Origin of the sequence: Accumulibacter sp., from assembly GCF_029255125.1 — a bacterium.
Classification (GTDB): Bacteria; Pseudomonadota; Gammaproteobacteria; order Burkholderiales; family Rhodocyclaceae; genus Accumulibacter.
In genome coordinates, this window is sequence record NZ_JAPUVR010000122.1 from 63,230 (window position 1) to 86,137 (window position 22,908).

The 22,908-nt window shown below is 66.1% G+C and carries 19 protein-coding genes; 10 read left to right on the forward strand and 9 right to left on the reverse strand.

What is annotated here, in order from left to right; genetic code table 11:
• Window positions 1-43: 43 nt before the first annotated feature.
• From Q1L59_RS12920 to Q1L59_RS12935, 4 genes are read right to left on the reverse strand one after another with little or no spacing between them, the layout of a single operon-like run.
• Window positions 44-688: a hypothetical protein gene (locus Q1L59_RS12920; protein ID WP_300332798.1), complete on the reverse strand. Its 645-nt coding sequence runs from the start codon at window positions 686-688 to the stop codon at window positions 44-46.
• 54 nt (window positions 689-742) lie between these two features.
• Window positions 743-1,759: a tRNA (adenosine(37)-N6)-threonylcarbamoyltransferase complex transferase subunit TsaD gene (tsaD, locus tag Q1L59_RS12925; protein WP_300332799.1), complete on the reverse strand. Its 1,017-nt coding sequence runs from the start codon at window positions 1,757-1,759 to the stop codon at window positions 743-745.
• A gap of 59 nt (window positions 1,760-1,818) precedes the next feature.
• A complete protein-coding gene (gene dtd / locus Q1L59_RS12930) occupies window positions 1,819-2,271 on the reverse strand; it encodes a D-aminoacyl-tRNA deacylase (RefSeq protein ID WP_300332801.1) in 453 nt (150 codons plus the stop codon).
• A gap of 27 nt (window positions 2,272-2,298) precedes the next feature.
• Entirely contained in the window at window positions 2,299-3,318 is a 1,020-nt protein-coding gene (locus tag Q1L59_RS12935) for a cation diffusion facilitator family transporter (protein WP_300332802.1), read from the reverse strand.
• Between the two features lie 441 nt (window positions 3,319-3,759).
• Between Q1L59_RS12935 and Q1L59_RS12940 the strand changes: the two genes are divergently transcribed.
• Genes Q1L59_RS12940 through Q1L59_RS12955 form a run of 4 tightly spaced genes read left to right on the forward strand, consistent with a single transcriptional unit; the run spans window position 3,760 to window position 10,550 of the window.
• Window positions 3,760-5,451, forward strand: coding sequence for an HlyD family efflux transporter periplasmic adaptor subunit (locus Q1L59_RS12940; RefSeq protein ID WP_300332804.1), 1,692 nt, complete (start codon window positions 3,760-3,762; stop codon window positions 5,449-5,451).
• A 13-nt stretch (window positions 5,452-5,464) separates the two neighbouring features.
• A complete protein-coding gene (locus Q1L59_RS12945) occupies window positions 5,465-7,612 on the forward strand; it encodes a PqqD family peptide modification chaperone (RefSeq protein ID WP_300332806.1) in 2,148 nt (715 codons plus the stop codon).
• Window positions 7,605-9,608 (forward strand): preprotein translocase subunit SecA, encoded by a 2,004-nt coding sequence (locus Q1L59_RS12950; RefSeq protein WP_300332808.1) that lies wholly within the window; start codon window positions 7,605-7,607, stop codon window positions 9,606-9,608. Before Q1L59_RS12945 ends, Q1L59_RS12950 begins: the two co-directional genes overlap by 8 nt.
• Before the next feature lie 27 nt (window positions 9,609-9,635).
• Window positions 9,636-10,550 carry an efflux RND transporter periplasmic adaptor subunit gene (locus Q1L59_RS12955; RefSeq protein ID WP_300332810.1) on the forward strand — a complete coding sequence of 305 codons (915 nt, stop codon included), beginning with the start codon at window positions 9,636-9,638 and terminating at the stop codon, window positions 10,548-10,550.
• 79 nt (window positions 10,551-10,629) lie between these two features.
• Here Q1L59_RS12955 and Q1L59_RS12960 read toward each other — a convergent pair whose 3' ends face one another.
• Entirely contained in the window at window positions 10,630-11,952 is a 1,323-nt protein-coding gene (locus Q1L59_RS12960) for a DEAD/DEAH box helicase (protein ID WP_300332812.1), read from the reverse strand.
• 444 nt (window positions 11,953-12,396) lie between these two features.
• On the opposite strand from Q1L59_RS12960, the gene Q1L59_RS12965 reads away from it, so the two are divergent.
• Window positions 12,397-12,738, forward strand: coding sequence for a hypothetical protein (locus tag Q1L59_RS12965; protein WP_300332814.1), 342 nt, complete (start codon window positions 12,397-12,399; stop codon window positions 12,736-12,738).
• Window positions 12,739-12,987: 249 nt separating this feature from the next.
• On the opposite strand, the gene bamC is transcribed toward Q1L59_RS12965, so the two are convergent.
• From bamC to Q1L59_RS12980, 3 genes are all read right to left on the reverse strand, one after another.
• Window positions 12,988-14,136, reverse strand: coding sequence for an outer membrane protein assembly factor BamC (bamC, locus tag Q1L59_RS12970; RefSeq protein ID WP_300332847.1), 1,149 nt, complete (start codon window positions 14,134-14,136; stop codon window positions 12,988-12,990).
• An 18-nt stretch (window positions 14,137-14,154) separates the two neighbouring features.
• Window positions 14,155-15,039 carry a 4-hydroxy-tetrahydrodipicolinate synthase gene (gene dapA, locus Q1L59_RS12975; RefSeq protein ID WP_300332816.1) on the reverse strand — a complete coding sequence of 295 codons (885 nt, stop codon included), beginning with the start codon at window positions 15,037-15,039 and terminating at the stop codon, window positions 14,155-14,157.
• Between the two features lie 123 nt (window positions 15,040-15,162).
• Window positions 15,163-16,089 (reverse strand): histone deacetylase family protein, encoded by a 927-nt coding sequence (locus Q1L59_RS12980; RefSeq protein ID WP_300332818.1) that lies wholly within the window; start codon window positions 16,087-16,089, stop codon window positions 15,163-15,165.
• 111 nt (window positions 16,090-16,200) lie between these two features.
• On the opposite strand from Q1L59_RS12980, the gene Q1L59_RS12985 reads away from it, so the two are divergent.
• The 4 genes from Q1L59_RS12985 (at window position 16,201) to mltB (ending at window position 21,191) form a co-directional block, all read left to right on the forward strand.
• A complete protein-coding gene (locus tag Q1L59_RS12985; RefSeq protein WP_300332820.1) occupies window positions 16,201-17,127 on the forward strand; it encodes an AAA family ATPase in 927 nt (308 codons plus the stop codon).
• Window positions 17,127-18,101: a DUF58 domain-containing protein gene (locus Q1L59_RS12990; protein ID WP_300332822.1), complete on the forward strand. Its 975-nt coding sequence runs from the start codon at window positions 17,127-17,129 to the stop codon at window positions 18,099-18,101. Before Q1L59_RS12985 ends, Q1L59_RS12990 begins: the two co-directional genes overlap by 1 nt.
• Window positions 18,091-20,061 (forward strand): DUF3488 and transglutaminase-like domain-containing protein, encoded by a 1,971-nt coding sequence (locus tag Q1L59_RS12995; protein WP_300332824.1) that lies wholly within the window; start codon window positions 18,091-18,093, stop codon window positions 20,059-20,061. Before Q1L59_RS12990 ends, Q1L59_RS12995 begins: the two co-directional genes overlap by 11 nt.
• Window positions 20,062-20,279: 218 nt before the next feature.
• Window positions 20,280-21,191, forward strand: a complete 912-nt coding sequence (mltB, locus tag Q1L59_RS13000) for a lytic murein transglycosylase B (protein ID WP_300332825.1) — start codon at window positions 20,280-20,282, stop codon at window positions 21,189-21,191.
• On the opposite strand, the gene Q1L59_RS13005 is transcribed toward mltB, so the two are convergent.
• Complete coding sequence (locus Q1L59_RS13005; protein ID WP_300332827.1) at window positions 21,183-21,650, reverse strand: OsmC family protein; 468 nt, start codon at window positions 21,648-21,650, stop codon at window positions 21,183-21,185. The two genes, mltB and Q1L59_RS13005, sit on opposite strands and share 9 nt — an antisense overlap.
• Window positions 21,651-21,978: 328 nt before the next feature.
• Between Q1L59_RS13005 and Q1L59_RS13010 the strand changes: the two genes are divergently transcribed.
• Window positions 21,979-22,872: a PEP-CTERM sorting domain-containing protein gene (locus tag Q1L59_RS13010; protein ID WP_300332828.1), complete on the forward strand. Its 894-nt coding sequence runs from the start codon at window positions 21,979-21,981 to the stop codon at window positions 22,870-22,872.
• The last annotated feature ends 36 nt before the right edge of the window (window positions 22,873-22,908 follow it).

Sequence of the window (22,908 nt, forward strand, 5' to 3'; positions counted from 1 at the left end):
CACCCAATGATGGTGCCCCGCCGGGTGGCAAAATTCCCGCCACCTAGTCCAGTTGCCGACGTGCGCCGATCTGCAGCCAGAGCATGGCGTCGTACGGAACGCGCCGGTCTACCGCCGCCGCGTCCGAAGAATGCTCGCCGGCCGGACCGACCAGGACCTTTTCCGCGGTGACGCCGAGCACGCCGTACGGCGACCCGGCAAAGGGCTCATCGAGCCGCGAACGAAACGCCTCCGCGCTGAGCAGCGCGGCGACCAGAGCGTTCTCGCCACCGCTACGTCGCGCCCTGCCGCGACGCGCATCCCAGGCAGCGCTCGCCAGCGCGGCATCGGCCAGATGGCGCGAGATCCACGGAAAGCTCACCGCCCGGCCGAGATAGAGCGTGCGCAGGGGCGGCGCCGCGGACGGCCGCTGGTGCAACCAGGCGCCGACGACAGAACGATAAACCGCTTCGTGAACCTGGCAGTGCAGGAAGGCATTGCTGTGCGGACGGAAAACAGCCGCTTCACCGTCCGCCGATGCTTCAAGCAACGGGTTGCACGCCACCGCCCAGCCGGCGCCAAAGCCCAGCCAGACCGGCAGCCAACGACCGGCCAGGCGGCGTAGCTGGCCGAGCGCTCGCCGGAACGCTAGCCGTAGCGTGACTTCGGCAACCGTGAACATGTGATCAAGCGCGTAACGCCCTGCCATGCGCGCGCGGTCCTCGGTCGTGCAAACGGGATCCATCGGCCCACCCGTGACCCATCACTCGGTCAGCGGCCAGCGCGGACGCACGGCGAAAGCCCCGGGTGTCCTGCCGTTCAGCCCGGCCTGCAGGCGCAGCGCGCCGGCCAGCGCAATCATCGCGCCGTTGTCGGTGCAGAATTCGAGCGCGGGATAGAACACGGCGACGCCGGCGGCGGCTGCCGCCGCATCCAGGCAGCAGCGCAGATGGCGATTGGCGCCAACGCCACCGGCAACGACCAGCCGCCGCAAACCGCTGAGCTCGACCGCGCGCAGCGCCTTGCTGACCAGCACCTCGACGATCGCCTCCTGAAAGGCACACGCGATGTCGGCCCGCTGCTGATCGTCGAGCGTCGCCAACTCGCGCACTCGCGTGACGACGGCCGTCTTCAGGCCACTGAAGCTGAAGTCCAAATCATCCGAGCGCAACATCGGCCGCGGCAGTCTGATCCGACCGGGCCGACCGCGTTCGGCCAGCGCGGCCAGCGCCGGGCCACCAGGATAGCCCAGACCAAGCAGCTTGGCCGTCTTGTCGAAAGCCTCGCCGGCCGCGTCGTCGAGCGTCTCGCCGAGCAGCACATAGTCGCCGACCCCGCCGACGCGCATGAGCTGGCTGTGGCCACCGGAAACGAGCAGCGCAACGAAGGGAAAACTGGGCGGCGGGTGGGCGAGCAAGGGTGAAAGCAGATGTCCTTCGAGATGGTGTATCGCTACACTGGGCACGTCGAGCGCGGTTGCCAGCGCTTCGGCAAACGCCGCACCGACGAGCAGTGCGCCGGCCAGGCCAGGCCCTTGCGTATAGGCCACCGCGTCAATTTCGTGTCGGGCGCGTCCGCTCTCGGCAAGAACCCGCCGAAACAAGGGGACCAGGCGCCGGATGTGGTCACGCGAAGCGAGCTCCGGCACCACGCCGCCGTAATCCTCGTGCATGCGCACCTGCGAATGCAGCGCGTGCGCCTGGAGAACGCCGCCGTCGGCCGTGTCGTAGAGCGCGACGCCCGTTTCGTCGCAGGAGGATTCGATTCCAAGGACCAGCATCGGGCGTATTCTACCGCACGGCACGCCGCCCGCTGCCCGCACCTGGCACAGGCGGATGGCTAGGCCGGGTTGTGCGAGTCGATGACGAGCGTCACCGGGCCGTCGTTAACCAGATGCACCTGCATATCGGCTGCGAAAACACCGGTCTGCACCTGCCTGCCCAGATCCCTTTCAAGCTGTCGCACGAAAGCCTCGAACAAGGGCTGCGCCACTTCCGGCCGCGCTGCGCCACTCCACGAAGGGCGATTGCCCTTCTTCGTCGAAGCGTAGAGCGTAAACTGACTGACGGCGAGCAGTTCACCGCCAATCTCGAGCAGGCTGCGATTCATCACGCCGGCAGCGTCCGGGAAGATGCGCAAACGGACCAGCTTGCCCGACATCCAGGCGATATCATCGGCCGAATCGACCGCCGCGAAACCCGCCAGCAGCAACAATCCGCGACCGATCGAACCGCTGACGCGGCCGCCGACTTCGACCCGCGCTGCCGCGACGCGCTGCGCCACCACCCTCATCGCCGAGCTCCCCCGATCGCCTGCCGCTCAGACTGCCTCGCGCTGTGCCGCCCGCGGCAACCAGCGGATGATCGTGTTGAGCGGCTCAGGCTGCAGCGTGACGTGCGTGATTCCCCGCTCGGCCAGCACCTGCCGACTCGTCGCGAGCACCTCAGGCCACTGCTCGAGCGCTTCGACGACCAGGTGCGCGGAGAGCGCCACGCGCTGTGAAGACAGCGTCCAGATATGCAGATCATGCACCGAAGCAACCCCCGGAATGCCCGCCAGAACCCGGCCAACGTCTTCGCTCGACAGGCTGGGCGGCACGCCCTCCATCAGCGCCTGCACGACCTCGCGCAGCAGACGCAGGCTGGAGACCAGCATCAGGGCACAGATCAGCAGCGAAAGCAGCGGGTCGACCGTGGTCCAGCCGGTCCACATGACGACCGCACCCGAAATCAGTGCGGCAACCGAACCGAAAAGGTCGCCCAGCACGTGCAGCAGCGCGCCGCGCGTGTTCATCGTCTGCTCGCCGCGCATGAGCAGATAGGCGACGCCGATGTTCAGCGCCAGCCCGAGTGCAGCGACCAGCGTGACCGCCTCGCCGACGACCGGCGCCGGGGCGAGGATTCGACCGACCGCGGCGACCGAAATGGCAACCACGACGACGACCATGAAGAGCACATTGAACAGCGCGGCAAGCGTTTCGACGCGGCCGTAGCCGTAGGTATGCCGCCGGGTCGGCGGGCGGCCGGCGAGAACGGCGGCAAACGCAGCGAGACCGAGCGAGGCGCTGTCGGTGACCATGTGCCCAGCGTCGCCGAGCAGGGCAAGCGAGCCCGCCCACCAACCGACCAGCGCCTCGACGGCGGCGAAGGCGAGCGTCAGCAGCAGCGCCCAGATCAGTTGCGGGCCGCTGCCGGCGCCATGCCGGTGGCTGTGGCCATGCCCGTGCTCGTGGCCTTCATCATGTCCGTGCGCATGCGGTGGATCATGCTCATCGTGATGCGCATGGCGAGCAGGCTGGTCGGCGGCCTGCGGCGCGTGCGAATGCTGGGACCCGTTCATGGACGCGCATTCTAGCACCGGGCATGCTCGACCGTTCCCGCCCTGGACTGCCACCGCGCGCAAGGAGAGAATCCGATCGGGCGGTGTTCGCGGCGATCCGGCGCATCGCAGCATGCGGCCAGCCGTACGCCTGATGGGGGGCGCTGCTCGCTCCGTGTTGCCGTACAATGGCGTCACGGTCCTGGTGCCCGGTCGCGCGCCTTGCCCATTCCCCTTCAGAACCCCTCTTCTTGCGCCCACCGCCAGGCCCGTCCCGAATTGCACAGCGAACCGCACTCCGCAAATTCTTCAACGCAACACCAGGCTCGACAGGCGTCCGGAGCTGGCGGCGGCCAGACCGCTACGGACGATGCAGCGGCATGGGCGAGCTTTGCCGCGGCGCAGTCGGCGGCTGATTTCTGCCACAGTTGGCTGGCGATTCAGTGCGCGCAGGTGGCCGACGTGCGTAGCGGCCTGCTTCTGCTCGAACAGGACGGCGGGACCTACGTGCCGGCGGCGATCTGGCCGCTGGCGACGAGTGAAGTGAGCCATCTGGCACCGGCAGCAGAGGCATGTCTGGGCGAGCGCCGCGCCAGGATTCTGCGTGCTCAGCCGGGAGCGCTGGTCGTCGTCGCCTACCCGATCGAGGTCGATGGACGGATGCAGGGCGCCGTCGTGCTCGATCTGAGCGAACGGGCCGAGGCGGCGCTGCAGCTCGTCCTCAGACAGTTGCACTGGGGAATCGGCTGGCTCGAGGTCCTCTTCCTGCGCCGCAGTGCCTTGCACGACGCGGAAAGCTTACAGCGGGCGCGCACCGCCCTCGATGTACTGGCCATCGCCGCCGAGCACGAAGCGCTGCAACCGCTGGCGATGGCCGTGGTGAACGATCTGGCCAGCCGCTTTGCCTGCGCGCGCGTTTCGCTGGGGATCGACCAGCGCGGGCGCACGCGCCTGCTGGCGATGTCGCATTCGGCATTCTTCGAGAAGAAGAGCCAGTTCGTTGCAGCCCTCGAAAACGCCATGGACGAAGCGCTCGATCAGCGCGGCAGCATTGCCTTCCCGGCCAGCGCCGAAGGCGACAGCGGCATTGCCGTCGCACACCGCGATCTTGCCGCCGGGCGCGCCGTCTGCTCGGTCGTCCTGACCAGCCGCGGCCGGGGAATCGGAGTGCTGACCTTCGAGCGGAACGAGGCGACGCCGTTTGCCGCCGACGAGCGGCGCAGCTTCGAAGCGCTCGCGACACTCCTCGCGCCGCTGCTGGAGAGCAAGATCGCTCTGCACCGCTGGTTCGCAGGCCGGGCGGTAGACCGTCTGCGCGACTTTCGGCGCCATCTGCAGGATGCGCGACGACCCGGCCTGCGCATCGGCTTGGCGATCGCTGCACTGTTTGTCGCCGGCACCGTTCTGCTCGACGGCGAGTACCGCGTCGGCGCGCGCGCAGTCGTCGAAGGCGAAGTACAGCGCGCAGCAGTGGCACCGTTCGACGGCTTCGTGCGCGAAGCGCCGGTGCGTGCCGGTTTCATCGTCAAACAGGGGCAAACGCTTGCCGTGCTCGACGAGCGCGATCTGCTCGTCGAGCGCCAGCGCTGGTTGTCCGAGCGTGAGCAGCATCTGGCGCGCTATCGTGACGGGCTGGCCAAGCACGAGCGCGCAAACGCCAATGTCGCGCTGGCGCAGGTGCGCGAAGCCGAAGCGCAACTGGCGCTGGTCGAGGAGAAGCTCTCCCGCGCAACGATCGTCGCACCTTTCGACGGCGTCGTCGTTTCCGGCGACCTGAGCCAGTTGCTCGGTTCGCCGGTCGAGCAGGGCAAGCTGCTCTTCGAGGTCGCACCGCTCGACGCCTACCGGGTGATCCTCAAGGTCGAGGATCGTGACATTCGCGACGTGCGCGTCGGCCAGTCGGGCACCCTGGTGCTCGCCGGCCTGGCCGGCGAGGCCCTCGACTTCGCCGTGCGCAACGTTTCGATGGCCGAGGCCGAAGACGGCAAGAACGTCTTTCGGGTTGAAGCGCAGCTGGCGCGCAGCGATCTCAAGCTGCGTCCGGGCATGGAAGGCGTCGGCAAGATCAGCGTTGGCGAGCAGAGCTACGCCTGGATCTGGACGCATCGGCTGACCGACTGGCTGCGCATGCAGGCCTGGACCTGGCTGCCCTAGGCTGCGCCGAGCGATGTCCGGCCCGTTTCTCAGCGCCTCCTGGTACCGTGTCGCCGACTTGCGTCCGGAACTGCGCCGGCACGCGCGCATTCACCGCCAGCGCTTTCGCGGCCAACCCTGGTACGTGCTCGCCGACAGCGCTTCCGGCAAGCTGCATCGTTTCAGCCCGGCGGCGTACCGCGTCGTGCAGTTGATGGATGGCGAGCGGACGATCGACGAAATCTGGCGCGTCGTCGCGGCCGAGGCGGGGACCGAGGCACCGACGCAGGACGAAGTGATCCGCCTGCTCGCGCAATTACACACCGGGGACCTGCTGCAGTCGAACGTGCCGCCCGACGTCGACGAACTGGCCAGCCGCGGTGCGCAGCAGAAACGGCGCAAGCTGCTGCAGAGCTTCGTCAATCCGATGTCGATCCGCCTTCCGCTGTGGGATCCCGACGCCTTCCTCAACCGGACTTGGCCGCTGGTCAGCGCTTTGGCCGGAAAACTCGGCCTGCTCGCCTGGCTCGCCGTCGTTCTGCCGGCGACGCTCCTGGCCGGCGTACATTGGCAGGAATTGACCGCCAACCTGAGCGATCAGATTCTCGCCACGAACAATCTGCTGCTGCTCTGGTTCGTCTATCCGCTGATCAAGTTGCTGCATGAAATGGGGCACGCTTACGCGGTCAAGTCGGGCGACGGCGAAGTGCACGAAATGGGCATCATGCTGCTCGTCCTGGCGCCAATTCCCTACGTCGATGCGACCGCCTCAGCCGGTTTTCGCAGCACGCTGCGGCGGATGGTGGTCGGCGCTGCCGGCATCCTCGTCGAGCTTTTTCTCGCCGGCTTGGCGATGTGGGTCTGGATTCTCGTCGAACCCGGACTGCTGCGCTCGATTGCCTTCAACGTCCTGGTCGTCGCCGGCGCCTCGACGCTGCTCTTCAACGGCAACCCGCTGTTGCGCTACGACGGCTACTACGTGCTGAGCGATTTCCTCGAGATCCCCAACCTCGGCAATCGCGCCAACCAGTACTGGCAGTGGCTGGCCAAACGCTACCTGTTCGGCCTGCGCACGCTCGATCCACCGGTGGCGACGCCTGGCGAAAGGCGCTGGTTCGTCTTCTACGGCGCGGCGTCGTTCGTCTATCGGACGATGGTGATGATCGCCATCACGCTGTTCATTGCCGGCGAGTTCTTCTTCATCGGCGTCGTCCTCGCGCTCTGGGCGGCAATCACGATGTTCGTCGTGCCGCTCGCCAAGGGCCTGAACTACGTCCTGAACAGCCCGGAGCTGCAGCGCGCGCGGACGCGCGCCCGACTGGTCACTTTCGGCCTGCTGGCAATCACCGTAATCGGCGTCCTCGCTTTGCCGATGCCGCTGCGCACGCACGCCGAAGGCGTCGTCTGGGTGCCCGAGAACGCCGAGTTGCGCGCCGCCGGCGACGGTTTCGTCGAACGTCTTCTGGCCAACCCGGGAACGCCGGTCAATGCCGGCGACCTGGTGCTGGCGATGAACCAGCCTGCGCTGGTGGCCGAGGCCGAGCAGACGCGTGCCCGCCTGCGCCAGTTCGAAGTGCAATACGCGTCGCTGATGTTCGAGGAACGTGCGCAAGCGGCGGCGATGCGCGAGGATATCGCGCGCGAACAGGTGGCGCTGGCGCGCGCCGAGGAGAAGCTGGCCTCGCTGCTCGTCGTGGCGGCGGTGCCCGGCGTGCTCAGGCTGGCACGCGCCGAGGATCTGCCCGAGCGCTACGTGCGCAAAGGCGAGATGCTCGGCTATCTGCTCAGCGGTCCGCCGCGCCTGGTGCGCGTCGTCGTTACGCAGGACGACATTGCGCTCGTGCGCGAACGCCAGAAACACGTCGAAGTGAAGGTCGCCGACCGGCTCGCGCAGACGTATCCGGCGCGCATCCTGCGCGAAGTGCCCGGCGGCCACGACCAGTTGCCGAGCAAGGCGCTGGCCACCGCCGGTGGCGGACCGCACGCTACCGATCCACGCGACACGCACGGACTGAAGTCGCTGCAGAGGCTGTTCCAGTTCGATCTCGAACTACCCGAAGAGATTGGCCGCGTCGAGGTCGGGACGCGCGTCTACGTGCGCTTCCACCATCACGCCGAACCGCTCGGCGAGCAGTGGGCGCGTCGCCTGCGACAGCTTTTCCTGGCGCGCTTCAATGTCTAGGGCGCTGCTCGCCAGTTGGCAGGTCCACGAGTTCGGCCCGGGCCTGTACCCGGAACGACGCGACGGCAAGGACGGCGCTCTCGATCGTTGGCTCGGCCGCCTGCTCGGCCGCTGGGCGCAACGCGGCTCGCCGCTGCGTGTGCGTCGCCTGCGCCGTTTCGCCGAGCGTTGTGCGGCGCTGGCCGACGATCTCGGCAGCGCCTCCGAGGACGAACTGCAGCGGCGCGCGACGACGCTGCGCGCGACGCTGGCCTCGAACGGGCCGCGCGACGAACACGCCGCCGAGAGTTTTGCCCTGATCCGCGAAGTCTGCGCGCGCCGGCTCGGCCTGCGTCACTATCCAGTACAGTTGATGGGCGGCTATGCCCTGCTGCGCGGCACACTGGCCGAAATGCAGACCGGCGAAGGAAAGACGCTGACCGCGGTGCTACCCGCCATAACCATTGCCCTTACCGGCGCAGCCGTGCATGTGATCACCGTAAACGCCTACCTGGCACGACGCGATGCGGAGCATCTGGCCCCGGTCTATGCCTTCTTCGGCCTGCGCGTCGGGCTGATCGTCCCCGAGCAGGACAACGCACAGCGTGCGCAAGCGTATCGCTGCGACGTCACCTACTGCGTCAACAAGGATATCGTCTTCGACTACCTGCGCGATCGGATCACCGCCAAGCACACGCTGGGCGGCGCGCGCGCGGTCGTCTGCAACTGGCTGAGCTCCGTCAGTGAGCACTCACCGGCGCTTCTGCGCGGCCTCTATTACGCCATCGTCGACGAGGCGGACAGCGTGCTGATCGACGAAGCGCGGACGCCACTGATCATTTCCAGCAACGTCGATGATCCGCACGGGCGCGCGCTCTACGCGCAAGCGCTGGCGCTCGCCGGCAGTCTGGTGAACGGCGAGCACTACCGGCTGCGCGCTGACGAACACAGCGTCGAACTGACCGACGCCGGGCGCACCGTGGTCGCCGAATTTGCCCATGGCCTGAGCGGATTGTGGGCCATCTCGCGGGCGCGCGAGGAACTCGTCGAGCAGGGCCTTTCGGCGCTCCACCTCTTTGCCTGCGACCGCCATTACATCATCAGCGAGGGCAAGATCCAGATCGTCGACGAATACACCGGTCGGGTGATGGCCGATCGTTCATGGGAACGCGGCCTGCACCAGATGATCGAGGTGAAGGAAGGCCTGGACCTCAGCGAACGCCGCGAAACCATCTCGCGCATCACCTATCAGCGCTATTTTCGCCGCTATCTGTGCCTGGCCGGAATGAGCGGCACGGCTACCGAAGTCGCGCCCGAAATGCGTTCGGTCTACGCGCTCGATGTCCTGCGCATACCGCCCAACCGGCCGGTGATCCGCCGCGATCTCGGGCAGCGCGTCTTTCGCGACGGCGACCAGCGCTGGGCGGCAATCGCCGAGCGCGCCGCGCAGATGCGCCAGGCGGGGCGGCCGGTGCTGATCGGCACGCGCTCGGTGGCAGCTTCCGAACGGGCCAGCCACCACCTGACGGCGGCTGGACTCGAGCACGAGGTGCTCAATGCCCGCCAGGACGCACGTGAGGCCGAAATCATCGGACAGGCCGGGCAGCCGGGGCGGATCACCGTGGCCACCAACATGGCCGGCCGCGGAACCGACATCCTGCTCGCCCAGGCGGTACGCGCGGCCGGTGGTCTGCACGTGATCCTCTCCGAGTATCACGACTCGGCACGCATCGACCGGCAGCTTTTCGGTCGTGCTGGCAGGCAGGGCGACCCCGGATCGTGCGAGGCAATCGTTGCCCTCGACGATGAACTGTTTGTCGCCCATGCGGCGCGCCTGCTAGCCTGGCTGCGCACGCGCGTTTCGCCCGACGGACTATTGCCTGAACGCCTTGGCCGCTTGCTCAGGCGCTACGCACAGGCGGCCGCCGAGCGACAGAACTCGCGGATTCGTCGGCAGACGGTCGAGCTCGATAAACGGATGGAGCAGTCCCTGGCATTTGCCGGGAAAGGCGAGTAAGCGAGAGGAACCAGCGATGGGAGAACGATGACAAGACGATTGAACGAGGCGCTTGGCGTTGCCGCCCTGCTCGGGCTGCTCGTCGGCGGGCCGGCAGCGGCCGGCGAGTTCGACTGCATCATCGAGCCGAGCAAGACGGTAGACGTGCGTGCGGCGAGCGAAGGAATGATCGAAAAGATCTGGGTTGACCGCGGAGACATGGTCAAGGCAGGGCAGGTGCTGGTCACCCTCGAGTCGGGAGTCGAGCGCGCGGCAACCGAATCGGCGCGCTTCCGGTCGACGATGCAGAGCAAGATACGGACCGGCGAAAGCCGCCTGGCCTTCTCCAGCGCGAAATACGACCGCCGCGAGAAGCTGGCTGGCCAGTCGTTCATTTCGCTGCACGACCGCGACGAGGCGCTGACCGAAAAGAAACTGGCCGAATCGGAGTTGCTCGAAGCACGCGACGACCGGCGGCTGGCGGAAATCGAGTACCGCCGGCTGTCCGAGCAACTGCGCCTGCGGACGATCAGAAGTCCGATCGACGGGGTCGTCGTCGACCGCATGCTCAATGCCGGCGAACTGGCCGACAACCGCGACCTGCGCAAGCCCATCCTGCGCCTGGCGGAGATCAGCAAGCTATTCGTCGAAGTCCTCATGCCGATCGAGGCCTTCGCCAAGCTGAGTCTTGGACAGACCGTCGAAGTGCTGCCGGAAGCCCCGGTCGGCGGGCGCTACAACGCCAGCGTGAAAGTCATCGATCGCGTGCATGACGCGGCCAGCGGAACCTTCGGTGTGCGTCTCGAAATGACCAACCCGGGTCTGAAACTGCCGGCGGGAATCAAGTGCAAGGCGAGCTTCCCGGGCATCGGCGGCCGCCCGACCGCCGCACCCGCAGCGCCGCGCGGCGACCGCCGGCCGAGCGCTGCGCCCGGCCCGGCGCAAAGCGGCAAGCCGCTGTAACGATGCCCGGCAACCGGCGGGCGCTGCCCGCTGCGCCCGCTCAAGTCCTGGGCACGCCAGCGTGCCCGACGGGAACGGCCTAGGCGGCGGCGATCGAACGACCGGCGCCCGGGCGAGTACGGCCGGGCGCCGCTTTGCTGGCCTTGTTCCAGCCGGGCTTGCCGGTTGGGCGGGGTGCCGTCGAAGCCTGACGAGTCGGCTCGTGCCCGGCGACGATACTCACCGGAATCGTCTGCCGCGTGAAACGTTCGATCTTCCTGACGTTGAAGCGCTCGCCATGGTGCACCAGCGAAATCGCCAACCCGCTGCGCCCGGCGCGGCCGGTCCGACCGATCCGATGCACATAGTCCTCGGCAAACTTCGGCAGATCATAGTTGAACACATGCGTGATCGCCGGCACATCGATGCCACGCGCGGCAACGTCGGTCGCTACGAGAATGCGCACCTGACCGCGGCGCATGGCAGCGAGCGTCCGGTTGCGCGCCCCCTGATGCATGTCACCGTGCAGCGCAGCGGCGTTCAGTCCGGCGAGATTCAGGCGATCGGTGAGCAGGTCGGCATCGCGCCGGGTGGCGGTGAAGACCAGCGCCTGACCGATCGCAGCGTCGCGCAGCAGAAAGTCGAGCAAGCGGTTCTTGTGTGCCTGATCGTCAACGAAGTGCATGCGCTGCTCGATGGGCTCATGCCGATCGGCGACGGCATCCACCCGGATGCGCAGCGCGCAGCGCGTCATGCGCTGCGCCAGCTCACCGACCGTACCCTCGAGCGTCGCCGAAAAGAGCAACGTCTGGCGCGTCGTCGGCGTTGCGCCAACGATCGTCTCGATGTCCTCGATGAAACCCATGTCCAGCATACGGTCTGCCTCGTCGAGCACGAGCACGCGCAGCAGCGAGAAGTCGATCTTTCCCGAGTTCAGATGATCGATCAGGCGACCCGGCGTCGCGACGAGAATCTCGGGATTGCGTGCCAACAGTTCCATCTGCTTGGCGTAGGGCATGCCGCCGAGGATGGCCACGGCATTGACCTGCCGCAAGCGAACGGCATAGCGGTCGCTCGCCGCAGTGACCTGCAGCGCCAACTCGCGCGTCGGTGTCAGGACCAACATGCGCGGTTGCGCCGGCGTGCACGGTCGGCGCGTCGCCGGACGGCCACGGCGCAGCGTGTTCGTCGAATGAGCTGGCGCTTTGGCGGATTGCGGGCGCTGCTCGCTGGCGATGAGGTTAAGCGCCGGAAGGACAAAAGCGGCGGTCTTGCCCGAACCGGTCGGCGAGGAAACCAACAGATCGTTACCCGCGAGCGCGGCGGGAATCGCCTGTTGCTGCACGGATGTCGGTTGGCTGTAGCCGCAGTCGGCAAGGGCAGCAAGAAGGGCGGGATGGAGGCCGATTTCGGCAAAAGTCATACTTCTCTTTCTCGAGTGGAGGCGCGTGCTCCCGCTTGGCGGGAGTGCACGGCGCTAAGGTAAGAATGCAACGCCAACCAAACGAAGAAGCTAAGGGAAAGACTCCGTTCGCTGCGGAGGGCAGAACCGGCCGGTGGCCGCACATAGGCGGAACTTCGACGAGAAGATCCGGCGACAGGAAGGTTCGAGAGTTACAAAAAGGTTCGCGGTGCGCTAGACGATGGCCGGGCAGGCCAGCCACCTAGCCTTATATTATAGCATCAGAACAACGCCGGCAACCGTCGCATTTGCGCCACAGGGCGCTAAAACAGGCACGACCTGGCACGAAGAAACGTCTGGGCGACAGATAGGTGCTAGAATACGCCATTGATCGACGTGCTAGCCGGTCAACCAATCAGTTCTTAGCCCGTTGTAACCAATCTCTATGTCGATAAGGAACCCAATATGAAGAACTCCCTGCTCGTAGCCGCGCTGATCGCTCTTGCTGTTACCGCTTGCGGCAAGAAGGAAGAGGCCAAGCCAGCCGCCGCTCCCGCGGCCGCCCCGGCTGCTGCTGCTCCTGCTGCCGCCCCGGCCGCTGCTCCTGCTGCCGCCCCGGCTGCTGCCCCCGCAGCCGATGCCGCCAAGCCGGCCGCCGATGCTGCCAAGCCGGCCGAAGGCGCGATGGACAAGGCCAAGGACGCCGCCGCCGACAAGGTCAAGGAAGCTGCCGACAAAGCCAAGGAAGTTGCCGGCGCTGCCGCCCAGGGTGCTGCCGACGCAGCCAAGGACGCGATGAAGAAGTAATCTTCGTCCTGGAGACGAAAAAAGCCGGCATTGGCCGGCTTTTTTTTGCCGCTTTTTTGCCCTGCGCGGCGCGTCGACCGACCGACCTTGTCCCTTGGCTTTCTCTCTTGTCTTGCCCTTGTCGACCCGTGGCCGGTTTTGTCCAGCGCTTGCCGACTTAGGGGCTGCCGACTTCGCCAAGCTCGTGCATCAGGTCAGCGCCGACCCCAACGCGAAGGCTGCCGAGTGCCAAAGCAGCACCGCAGGAAACTACTTCAACTGATTGTGCAGAAGACCCAGGATTCGTTTCGCGGTTTCCGACTGGTCGACGCCACCTTCGGCGCTGAGCACCTGAACCGTCGACCGGATGCCGACATCTCTCAGAAAGATGCGATACTGCGTCTGCGGCTTGCCGCTGGAGCTCGACTTGAAGATGTTCAGCCGAGATAGAAAGCCCTCTTCCTTCTTCTCGTTGTCGATCTCCGGATCGACGTAGCGAACGAAGTACAGCCCGCGCGAGCGGTCACGGTCTTCGACCGTGAAGCCCACCCGGTCGAGCGCCAGACCAACCCGCCGCCAGGCACGGTCAAACGACTCCTCGACTTCCAGCGTTCCCGTGCCGTCGGCGCCACGCGACAAACGCGCCCGCTCGGGCGGCGTTTCCTGCGCCGCGCGGATCACCTCGGTCGCCCGCTTCTCTTCGCTCCCCAGACGAATCATCAGGCGGCGCAGCATTTCCGCTTCGAGTTCGGGATCTGCCGGGCGCGGCTGCCACTTGGTCTGGTCCTTGCCCTCGCTGACGAAGATTTCGTACATTCCGCGATGACTGATGAAAATGTCGGTCGTCCCCGCTTCACTGCCCGGTTCGAGACGTGTGCGGAACTTGTCGCGCTCGGGAGTCGAGTACACCGAATCGATGACCTTGCCAAGAAAGTTGCGAATGAAGTCCTGCGGTATCTTGGCCCGGTTCTCGGCCCAGTCGGTTTCCATCACGCCCGCATCCGGTAGCTCGAGGGCGATCAGGAAACCGGTTTCCTGCCAGAATTCCTTGATCGTTCCCCAAAGTTTGTCGGGCGATCCGGCGGCCACCAGCCAGCGTTGCGTTCCGGCGCGCTCGATGCGCGCCTTGTCCACCTGCGGCAGGACGTCGCCCTTCTGCTGCGACCGCGCCTCCGGCGAGCGCTCGGCGCTGTAAGCCGAGTAGGTGGCTGTACCTTTGCCGCCACCAATGTCGGGAACAGCGTAGCGATCGTCGCGCGTCGGCGAAGTCAGGTCGGGCGGGACTTCCAGCGACGGCGCGCGCGTGGTCGATGCCGTCTTGTACTCGATCTTCTTGCTTTCGAACAGGGAACCGTTGCACGCCGCCAAGCCCGCGGCAAGCGCCACGACGAGCAGCCGTTGATGCGAGCTGTTGGCCATCATCTGCCGGCCCCGCAATCAGGCGAGTACGCCGGCCTGCACCAGAGCAGTCCGGACCCGCGCCTGGCAGTCAGCAGAAAGTGGCGTCAAAGGCAGGCGCAGGCCGGGTTCGATCAGTCCGAGCTGCTGACACGCCCATTTCACCGGGATCGGATTAGCCTCACAGAAAAGCTGCCGATGCAGTCCGTGCAGACGAGCGTTGATCGCGCGCGCCTGCAGCGCATCACCCTGCAGCGCCGCGGCGCACATCTCGTGCATCAGGCGCGGCGCGACGTTGGCGACGACCGAGATGTTCCCCTTGGCGCCAAGCAGGATCAGCGCGCACGCGCTGGCGTCATCTCCGCTGTAGACGGCGAAACCCGTGGGAGCATGATTGATCAGTTCGCTGCCACGATCCATGCTGCCGGTTGCGTCCTTGATGCCGACAATGTTGGGTATCTCGGCCAAGCGCAGAGCCGTCTCGTTAGCCAGATCGGCGACCGTCCTGCCGGGTACGTTGTAGAGGATGATCGGGATATCGACCGCCTCGGCAATCGTCCGGAAATGGCGGTAGAGCCCCTCCTGCGTCGGCTTGTTGTAATAGGGCACCACTGACAAAGCGGCGTCGGCACCGGCCTGCCGGGCGTAGCGCGTCAACTCGACCGCTTCGGCCGTTGAATTGGCACCCGTTCCGGCGATCACCGGCAGGCGCCCAGCCGCCTGCTCGACGGCGACGCGGATCAGTTCGCAATGCTCGGCGAGGGTGACCGTCGGCGATTCGCCAGTCGTTCCGACGATGACGATCGCGTCGGTACCCTGGGTGACGTGAAAATCGACCAGGCGGCGCAAGCCCGGCAGGTCCAGGCTGCCGTCAGCGTGCATCGGGGTGACGATCGCAACGATCGATCCGGTAATCGTTTTCATGATGGATGCTCTGCAGTCAAGCTAAGGCGTGCCGCCTTGAAGCCGCAGATTCTAACCGAAGGCAAGACGCTTGACCACGAAAAACGCCGCCCTCGGCGGCGCACTCAGCGACTGCGGCAAGCCTTAGAGGTCGCCCAGGACCCGCAGGTGGGCGATGACGCAGCGGGCCAGCGCGGAAAGCGCGTAGCCGCCTTCAAGCATCGAGACGATCCGCCCTTGCGCTGTCTCGTCGGCGAGCGACTTGAGCTGTCCGGTGACCCACGCATAGTCCTTTTCGAGCAGGCGCAGGCCCCCCATTTCGTCTTCATAATGCGCGTCGAAACCGGCCGAGATGAGAACCATTTCCGGCCGGAATTCGTACAGTCGAGGCATCCACAGGTCGCTCACGACACGCCTGAACTCTTCGCCGTCGGCACCCCGGGCGAGCGGGATGTTGAGCATGTTGGGCGCTGGATTCTCGGTGCCGCTGTAGGGATAGAAGGGGTGCTGAAAGGTGCTCACCATGAGCACACGCGGGTCGGCTCGGAAGCAGTCTTCGGTACCGTTGCCGTGATGCACATCGAAGTCGATCACGGCCACGCGCGCCAACCTGTGGGCTTCCAGAGCGTGTGCCGCAGCAACGGCAATATTGTTGAAAAAACAGAAGCCCATTGCGGTTGCGCGCTCGGCGTGATGGCCAGGCGGGCGAACCGCGCAGAAAGCAGTGCGGACTTCGCCCTTCATCACCAGGTCGACGGCAAGAACGCCCGCGCCGGCCGCGCGCAAGGCGGCCTGCCAAGTATGCCGATTCATCGCGGTGTCGGGGTCGAGGTGAACGATCCCGAGTTCGGGTGACGCGCGCTTGAGGCGATCGAGATGTGTCGCGGTGTGGACCCGCTTGAGTTGCTGAAAAGTTGCCTGCGGCGCGTCGTGATAGATGAGGTACGAGTCCAGCCCCTGCGCGATCATGTAATCATTGATCGCGGTCAGCCGCTCCGGCGATTCCGGATGATATGAACCCATGTCATGGAGCTGGCAGTCGCGGTGGGTGATGAATGCAGTGCTGGTCACGTTTGCCTTTCGTGCCGCAGAGGGAAGCCGGCACCGGCGCCGGAATCCGCGGGAAGTCTAGTTGTTCGCTGATAGTTTATTATCGTCCCATTTGCGCCGCCACGACAAGCCATGCCGTCCATCGCCGAAACCGCTCTCGTGAGCGAAATCCTCGCCGCCGCCAACTCGGTCGTCCTCGGCAAGAGCCGGCAGACCAGGCTGGCGCTGTGCTGCCTGTTGGCGCGCGGCCACCTGCTGATCGAAGACCTGCCCGGCGTCGGCAAGACGACGCTGGCGCAGACGCTGGCCCGCCTGCTCGGCTTCCAGTTCTCGCGTATCCAGTTCACCAGCGACATGCTGCCAGCCGACATTCTCGGCGTCTCGATCTTCGACCGCGAGCGCGGCGATTTCCGCTTCCTGCCCGGCCCGATCTTCTCGCAGCTCCTGCTTGCCGACGAGATCAATCGGGCAACGCCAAAGACGCAAAGCGCGCTGCTCGAAGCGATGGAAGAAGGACAGGTGACCAGCGAAGGCGAAACACGCCGGCTACCCGAGCCCTTCTTCGTCATTGCGACACAAAACCCGTCGAACCAGGCCGGCACCTTCCCCCTGCCAGAGTCGCAGCTCGATCGTTTCCTGCTGCGCATTGAACTGGGTTATCCCGATCACGCCGCCGAACGCGCGCTACTCGAAAGCGGCGGCCGGCGAGATCAGTTGCCAGCCCTGGCGCCATGTCTGGCAGCGGCCGATTTCACTCGGCTGCAGCAGGCAGCGGCAGCCGTTCACGTGGCTCCGGCGCTGCTCGACTACGTCCAGGCGCTGGTCGGCGCAACCCGCAACGACGAGCGTTTTATGCACGGCCTGAGCCCGCGCGCGGCACTCTCGCTGCTCGCCGTGGCACGCGCCTGGGCCTTTTCCGGTGGACGCCAGATGGTCCTGCCGGAGGACGTGCAGGCCGTCTTTGCCGCGGCCAGCCGGCATCGTCTGCGTCTGGTCAGCGGCAGCCACCCCACCGACGGCGACATGGTCGGGCTGCTTCAGCGCGTACCGCTCGCCTGATGCGGCCGGTCGCTCTCGTCCAGCGCTGGCTGTTCCGCCTCGGGCGCGACGTAGAACTCCCGATCATCCTTTCGCAAAGGCGGATCTTCATCGTACCGAGCGCCGCCGGGCTGCTCTACGCTGCCGTCCTCCTGGTCATGGTGGTTGGCGCAATCAATTACAACCTGAGCCTCGGCCACGCGCTGATCTTTCTCCTCGCCGGCCTCGGCTTGGTGGGCATGGTGCACACCTTCAACAACCTGTTTGGCCTGCGTCTGCTGCCCACGCCTTGCGCGGCCGTTTTCGCCGGCGAAACGGCGCGCTTTCCGCTGCTCGTCGATAACCCGCGCCAACTGTCGCGGCGGGCGCTTGAATTCGCCTTCGCCGGCCAGCCGGTAGCGATCCTCGACCTTGCCCCGGGCACTTCGGCAACCGTCGCCGTGCCCTTCGTCGCCGCACGTCGGGGACGCCTCGACCCCGGTCGGATCACCTTGTCGACGCGCTACCCACTCGGCCTGTTCCGCGCCTGGAGCTATCCGCATCCGGCACTCTCGTGCCTGGTCTATCCACGCCCGCTGCGCACCCCGCTGCCCGCTGCGTCGGCCGGCCAGCCAAGCGACAGCCGACATGGTGCCAGCGGCCAGGAGGATTTTGCCGGCCTGCGTGCGCGCCAAGTCAGCGACCCGATCCGGCACATCGCGTGGCGCGCCGTCGCCCGCCGTACCAACGATCAACCTTTGTTGGTCAAGCAGTTCGCCGGTGGAGCAAGCGAGGAACTCTGGCTCGACTGGTCGATGACGCCAGCCGACGCGGACCCGGAGCTGCGCCTGTCGATACTCGCCGGCTGGCTGCAGATCGCGGAAGAGCGCCACCTGCCTTATGGGCTGAGCCTGCCCGGCAACCACTTCCCGCCGGCGCTCGGCGACGCGCAGCGCAGCCGCTGCCTGCGTGCGCTGGCGCTCTTCGGCACGGACGACGCCGCAGGTGTCGACTAGATCGGCGGCCAGCGAACTCGAACACGGTGCGACGCCCTGGCTGCTCGTCGCCGCCCTGGCGACGAGCGCGCCGCACGTCGAACATCTGCCGATCTGGCTGTCGCTGCTGACCGGCGCGGCGCTCGCCTGGCGCACCTGGCTTTGGCATCGACACGGCCGCTTGCCGCACCAGGCCTGGCTTGCGCTCCTCGTCGTCGGCTGCATCGGCGGCATCGGCTGGCAGTATCGGACGCTCTTCGGGCGCGACGCCGGGGTCGCCCTGCTCGTCCTCTTCATGGCTCTCAAGCCGCTGGAGATGAGCCGCCGGCGCGATGCGCTGGTCATCGTCATGCTGGGGTACTTTCTTCTCCTGACCCACTATTTCTATTCCCAGAGCATCCCGACCGGCGGCTGGCTGCTGCTCGTTACCGGCTGGCTGACCGCGACCCTGATCCGGCTTTACGGCGGCGCTCAGCCGCTGCCGCAGATCGCCCGCCAGGCGCTCGTCCTGCTCGCCCAGGCTCTGCCCTTCATGCTCGTCCTCTACCTGCTCTTTCCACGCATCTCCGGCCCGCTCTGGGGCTTGCCGCAGGATGCCCATGCCGGACTCAGCGGCTTATCGGATCGTCTGGCACCGGGTTCGATCAGCCATCTGATCCAGTCGGGCGCCATCGCCTTCCGCAGCCGTTTCGTCGGCGAGGTTCCGGAACACGCCAGCCTCTACTGGCGCGGACCGGTCTTCGACGAGTACGACGGACTCACCTGGCGGTTGCGCGCCACACCGGCCAGCGAACGTCCGGCGCCACCGGTGATCGACGCCAGCGCGCCGGCGCAAGCCTACACAACGATTCTCGAAGCGCACAATCAGCGCTGGTTGCTGGCGCTCGACATGCCCACCGAGCTGCCCACCGACAGCGCCTTCGGCCCTGGCCTCGAGGTTCTCGCCCGGGAACCGCTACGCGCCCGTGCCCGTTTCAGCTTTTCTTCCGTCCTCACCTATCGCGTCAACCAGCGCGAGACGCCGACGGTCCTGCAACACGCGCTACGCCTGCCGGCCCAGATCAACCCGCGCACGCGAGCGCTTGCCACAAGCTGGCGGGCGCTACCGCCGGAGCGCATCGCCGAAGCCGCGCTCGACCTGTTCCGGCGCGAGAACTTCGTCTACACCCTGCGTCCCCCGCTGCTCGGCACGGATGCGATGGACGACTTCCTGTTCGTCACGCGCCGCGGCTTCTGCGAGCACTACGCGTCGGCCTTCGTCTTCCTGATGCGCGCCGCTGGCGTCCCAGCGCGCGTCGTCGCCGGCTACCAGGGCGGAGAAATCAATCCGGTCGACGGCTATCTCACCGTGCGCCAGTCGGACGCACACGCCTGGAGCGAGATCTGGCTCGCCGGACAGGGCTGGGTGCGCGTCGATCCGACAGCAGCGGTCGCTCCCTCGCGCGTCGAACAGGGAATCGCCGCGGCACTTCCCGATGGCGATCCGCTGCCCGCCGTCGTCCGTCTCGACGCGGACTGGGCGCGCCAATTGCGCAATCGCTGGGAAGCGGCGAACAACGCATGGAATCAGTGGGTGCTCGGTTACAATCCGCAGCGCCAGCGCGAAGTGCTCTCGCGCCTGGGCCTGCGCCAACCAGACTGGCAGGAAATGACTGCCGCGCTTGCCCTGTTCAGCGCGCTGACGCTTATTGCCGTGACCTGGTGGACCTTGCCGCGCCGGCGACGACGCGACGCGGTACAAAGCGCCTGGCAAGGTTTCTGCGCCGGCCTGGCGCGACACGGGATCACTCGCGCCGACTGGGAAGGGCCGCTCGATTTCGCCGAACGCGTTGCCCGCGAAAAGCCCGAACTGGCCGCACTGGCGACAGCGGCTGCCAGCCATTACGCCGAACTGCGCTACGGCCTTGGCGACACCCGACAATTGCAGCACCTGCAGGAATGCGTACGCCGGATTCCCAAACCAAGGAGAAGAACGATTTGAAAAGACGATGCGCCACCCTCTTGTCGGCCCGCTTCTTAGCCCGCTTCTTAGCCCGCTTCTTAGCCCGCTTCTTAGCCCGCTTCTTAGCCCGCTTCTTAGCCCGCTTCTCAGCCTGCTTCTCAGCCTTCTTGTCGGCCCTTTTTACAGCCCTCTGCGCGCTCCTTCTGCCGCTCACCGCCAGCGCCGAGCCTCCCCCCCCGTTCAGCGAACAAGACGAGGTGCGCACCTTCGTCGCCGCGATGCACGAGCAACACGGTTTCGATGTCGCTCATCTGACGCGTCAGTTTGCCCAGATCCGCCCGAACGCCAGCGTCCTGCGCGCCATTCGGCCGGCCGCCGTGCCCGAAAAGCAGCGCTCATGGCAACGCTACCGCGAGCGCTTCCTCAACCCGCGGCGAATCGCCGGCGGTCAGCGCTTCTGGCGCGAGCACGCCGCAGTATTGGCGCGAGCAACGGCGATCTACGGCGTACCGCCGGAGGTCATCGTCGCTATCATCGGCGTTGAAACCGAGTATGGCGGCAACATGGGCAGTTTCAGCGTCCTCGAAGCGCTCGCCTCGCTCGCTTTTCACTACCCGCCACGAGCCGAATTTTTCCGCAGCGAACTCGAACAGTTCTTGCTCATGGCACGCGAAAACGGGCTCAGCCCGCTCAGCATCAAAGGCTCCTACGCTGGCGCCATCGGCATCCCGCAGTTCATGCCGAGCAGCCAGCGACGCTTTGCGGTGGACTTCGACGGCGACGACCGCATCGACCTGCGCACCAGCAGCAGCGACGCGATTGGCAGCGTCGCGCGCTACTTGCAGCAGTACGGCTGGCAGAAAGACGCGCCGATCGCCGTTCCGGCGCGGGTGCAGGGTGACGCCAGCGCGCTCATCGCAGCGGGCATCAAGCCGACGTTGACCGTGCGCGAAATGGCCGCACAGGGCGTCCGGGCGAGCGCTGACGGCGATCAACAGGCGGCGCTGATCGACCTCGTCACGCCCGATGCAGCGACCGAGTACTGGCTTGGTTTCGACAACTTCTACGTCATCACGCGCTACAACCGGTCGAGCTTCTATGCGATGGCCGTCTTCCAGCTCGCCGAGGCGCTGCGCGAACGCCACCGGCAGACGGCGGCACTACCCTAGGCGAGGCTCGCAGCGCACCTCGGAGCGCACCGAGTTGGCGATGAAGCACGCCTCGTGCGCCTCCTGATGCATCGCCCGAACGTCCGCCGGCATGGGTTGACGATCGCCCGAAAAATGTACTTCCGGGCGTAGCGTAACCACCGTCATCGCCAGCTTTCCCTCCGCATTCCTGGCCATGATGCCGACCGGATGGTCGGCGTAGGAATCGACGCAGAAGCCGTGTTTGGCGGCAATCGATAGAAACCAGAGTAGGTGGCAACTGGCGAGCGAGGCAACGAAAGCTTCTTCCGGGTCGATCGCTGCCGGATCCGACATCGGCAGCGGCACGACATGCGGCGAAGACGAGGCCGCGACTTCGAGGCCACCGTCAAACCGCAGCATGTGCTGCCGGCTGTAGCGCTGATCAAGAAAATTCTGCTCGCCGCGGAGCCAGGAGAGTTGCGCGGAGTATTCGTTCATCGTGATTCCGAGATGGATGAGCAATGCCAGGGGAGCCACACATGGTCATCGCAATGTACAACGCGTCGTTCCGAAGCACCAGCGCCAGATCCTGCGGCGAAACTGCGCGTAGCCAGGTTACCACTTGTCGCGCAGTCGGAACTTGCCAGGCCGCTACTTTTGACTGCCAAGGAAGAAACCTTCGGTGACACCCACGGTCTGACGGGGTAACGGCAGTTGGCAGGTGCGCAAAGCTGTCCACTTTGCCGCGTACAAGCACCCGACCGATGCCGGCGGGTGGATCAGGCGGGTGAATCAATCTGGAAAACCATGGGAGAGGAGACAATGAATGGGTGACAAGACAAACAAGACAATATTCAACAAGCGCCGGACAGCCGTCACGCGAGGTCGCCGACTGCCCTGGGCGCTGCTTTGTGCACCCCTGCTGGCGGGAGTGGCGGGCGAGGCGCTGGCCGGTTTCGTAGCCTACAGCGCTGCGGGACAGACGCCAGCCGACATTACTCCAACGCGCGACGCCTTTCGCGCTGCCATCGGCGGCGGAACGACGTCCGCCGCGAATGGCGATTTCGGCGGCGTGCGACGCGAGATCAACTGGGACGGTGTGCCGGATGCGCGCTCCGATCCCAACCTGCTGCCGGGAAACTTCTTCAACGTCAACTCGCCACGCGGTGCCGTCTTCAGCACGCCGGGCAGCGGCTTTCTGGTCAGCGCAAATTCGGGCGCAGGCCAGGCAATCCTGTTCGGCTTCCCGAACGACCTGCAGACGTTCAGCGCGCAAAGACTGTTTGCGCAAGTTGGCAGCAACATTCTCGACATCAACTTTTTCCTTCCCGGCACCACAACGGCAGCGACGACCAGTGCCTTTGGCGCGGTTTTCGTAGACGTGGAGGACAACAACTCGGTCAATGCAACAATGCTGGAGTTCTTCGATGCGGCGGGAGCGCGCATCTTCAGCCAGACGGCAGCCGCGGCGGGCAACCAGGGTCTGTCCTTTCTCGGCGGGGTCGCCGACGCCGACGAGCGCATCGGTCGGGTACGCATCACGACACCGAACAATTTCCTGATCAGCAACGGGGTGCGCGACAACGAGCAGATAGATTTCGTCGTGATGGACGACTTCATTTACGCGACGCCGGGCGTGCTTCCCTTGCCAGGCAGTCTGGGGCTCAGCCTGATTGGCCTGGCGTTGCTCGGCTGGCGCCAGCGCGTAGCGCAGGCGTAGAGACGGAGTCGCAAGCGGCGGGCGAAGCCAAGCGGC

Coding starts and splice junctions, on each gene's coding strand:
- Q1L59_RS12920 (WP_300332798.1), bottom strand. CDS start 688: ATGGCAGGGCGTTACGCGCTTGATCACATGTTCACGGTTGCCGAAGTC.
- tsaD (WP_300332799.1), bottom strand. CDS start 1,759: ATGCTGGTCCTTGGAATCGAATCCTCCTGCGACGAAACGGGCGTCGCG.
- dtd (WP_300332801.1), bottom strand. CDS start 2,271: ATGAGGGTGGTGGCGCAGCGCGTCGCGGCAGCGCGGGTCGAAGTCGGC.
- Q1L59_RS12935 (WP_300332802.1), bottom strand. CDS start 3,318: ATGAACGGGTCCCAGCATTCGCACGCGCCGCAGGCCGCCGACCAGCCT.
- Q1L59_RS12945 (WP_300332806.1), top strand. CDS start 5,465: ATGTCCGGCCCGTTTCTCAGCGCCTCCTGGTACCGTGTCGCCGACTTG.
- Q1L59_RS12950 (WP_300332808.1), top strand. CDS start 7,605: ATGTCTAGGGCGCTGCTCGCCAGTTGGCAGGTCCACGAGTTCGGCCCG.
- Q1L59_RS12955 (WP_300332810.1), top strand. CDS start 9,636: ATGACAAGACGATTGAACGAGGCGCTTGGCGTTGCCGCCCTGCTCGGG.
- Q1L59_RS12960 (WP_300332812.1), bottom strand. CDS start 11,952: ATGACTTTTGCCGAAATCGGCCTCCATCCCGCCCTTCTTGCTGCCCTT.
- Q1L59_RS12965 (WP_300332814.1), top strand. CDS start 12,397: ATGAAGAACTCCCTGCTCGTAGCCGCGCTGATCGCTCTTGCTGTTACC.
- bamC (WP_300332847.1), bottom strand. CDS start 14,136: ATGGCCAACAGCTCGCATCAACGGCTGCTCGTCGTGGCGCTTGCCGCG.
- dapA (WP_300332816.1), bottom strand. CDS start 15,039: ATGAAAACGATTACCGGATCGATCGTTGCGATCGTCACCCCGATGCAC.
- Q1L59_RS12985 (WP_300332820.1), top strand. CDS start 16,201: ATGCCGTCCATCGCCGAAACCGCTCTCGTGAGCGAAATCCTCGCCGCC.
- Q1L59_RS12990 (WP_300332822.1), top strand. CDS start 17,127: ATGCGGCCGGTCGCTCTCGTCCAGCGCTGGCTGTTCCGCCTCGGGCGC.
- Q1L59_RS13005 (WP_300332827.1), bottom strand. CDS start 21,650: ATGAACGAATACTCCGCGCAACTCTCCTGGCTCCGCGGCGAGCAGAAT.
- Q1L59_RS13010 (WP_300332828.1), top strand. CDS start 21,979: ATGGGTGACAAGACAAACAAGACAATATTCAACAAGCGCCGGACAGCC.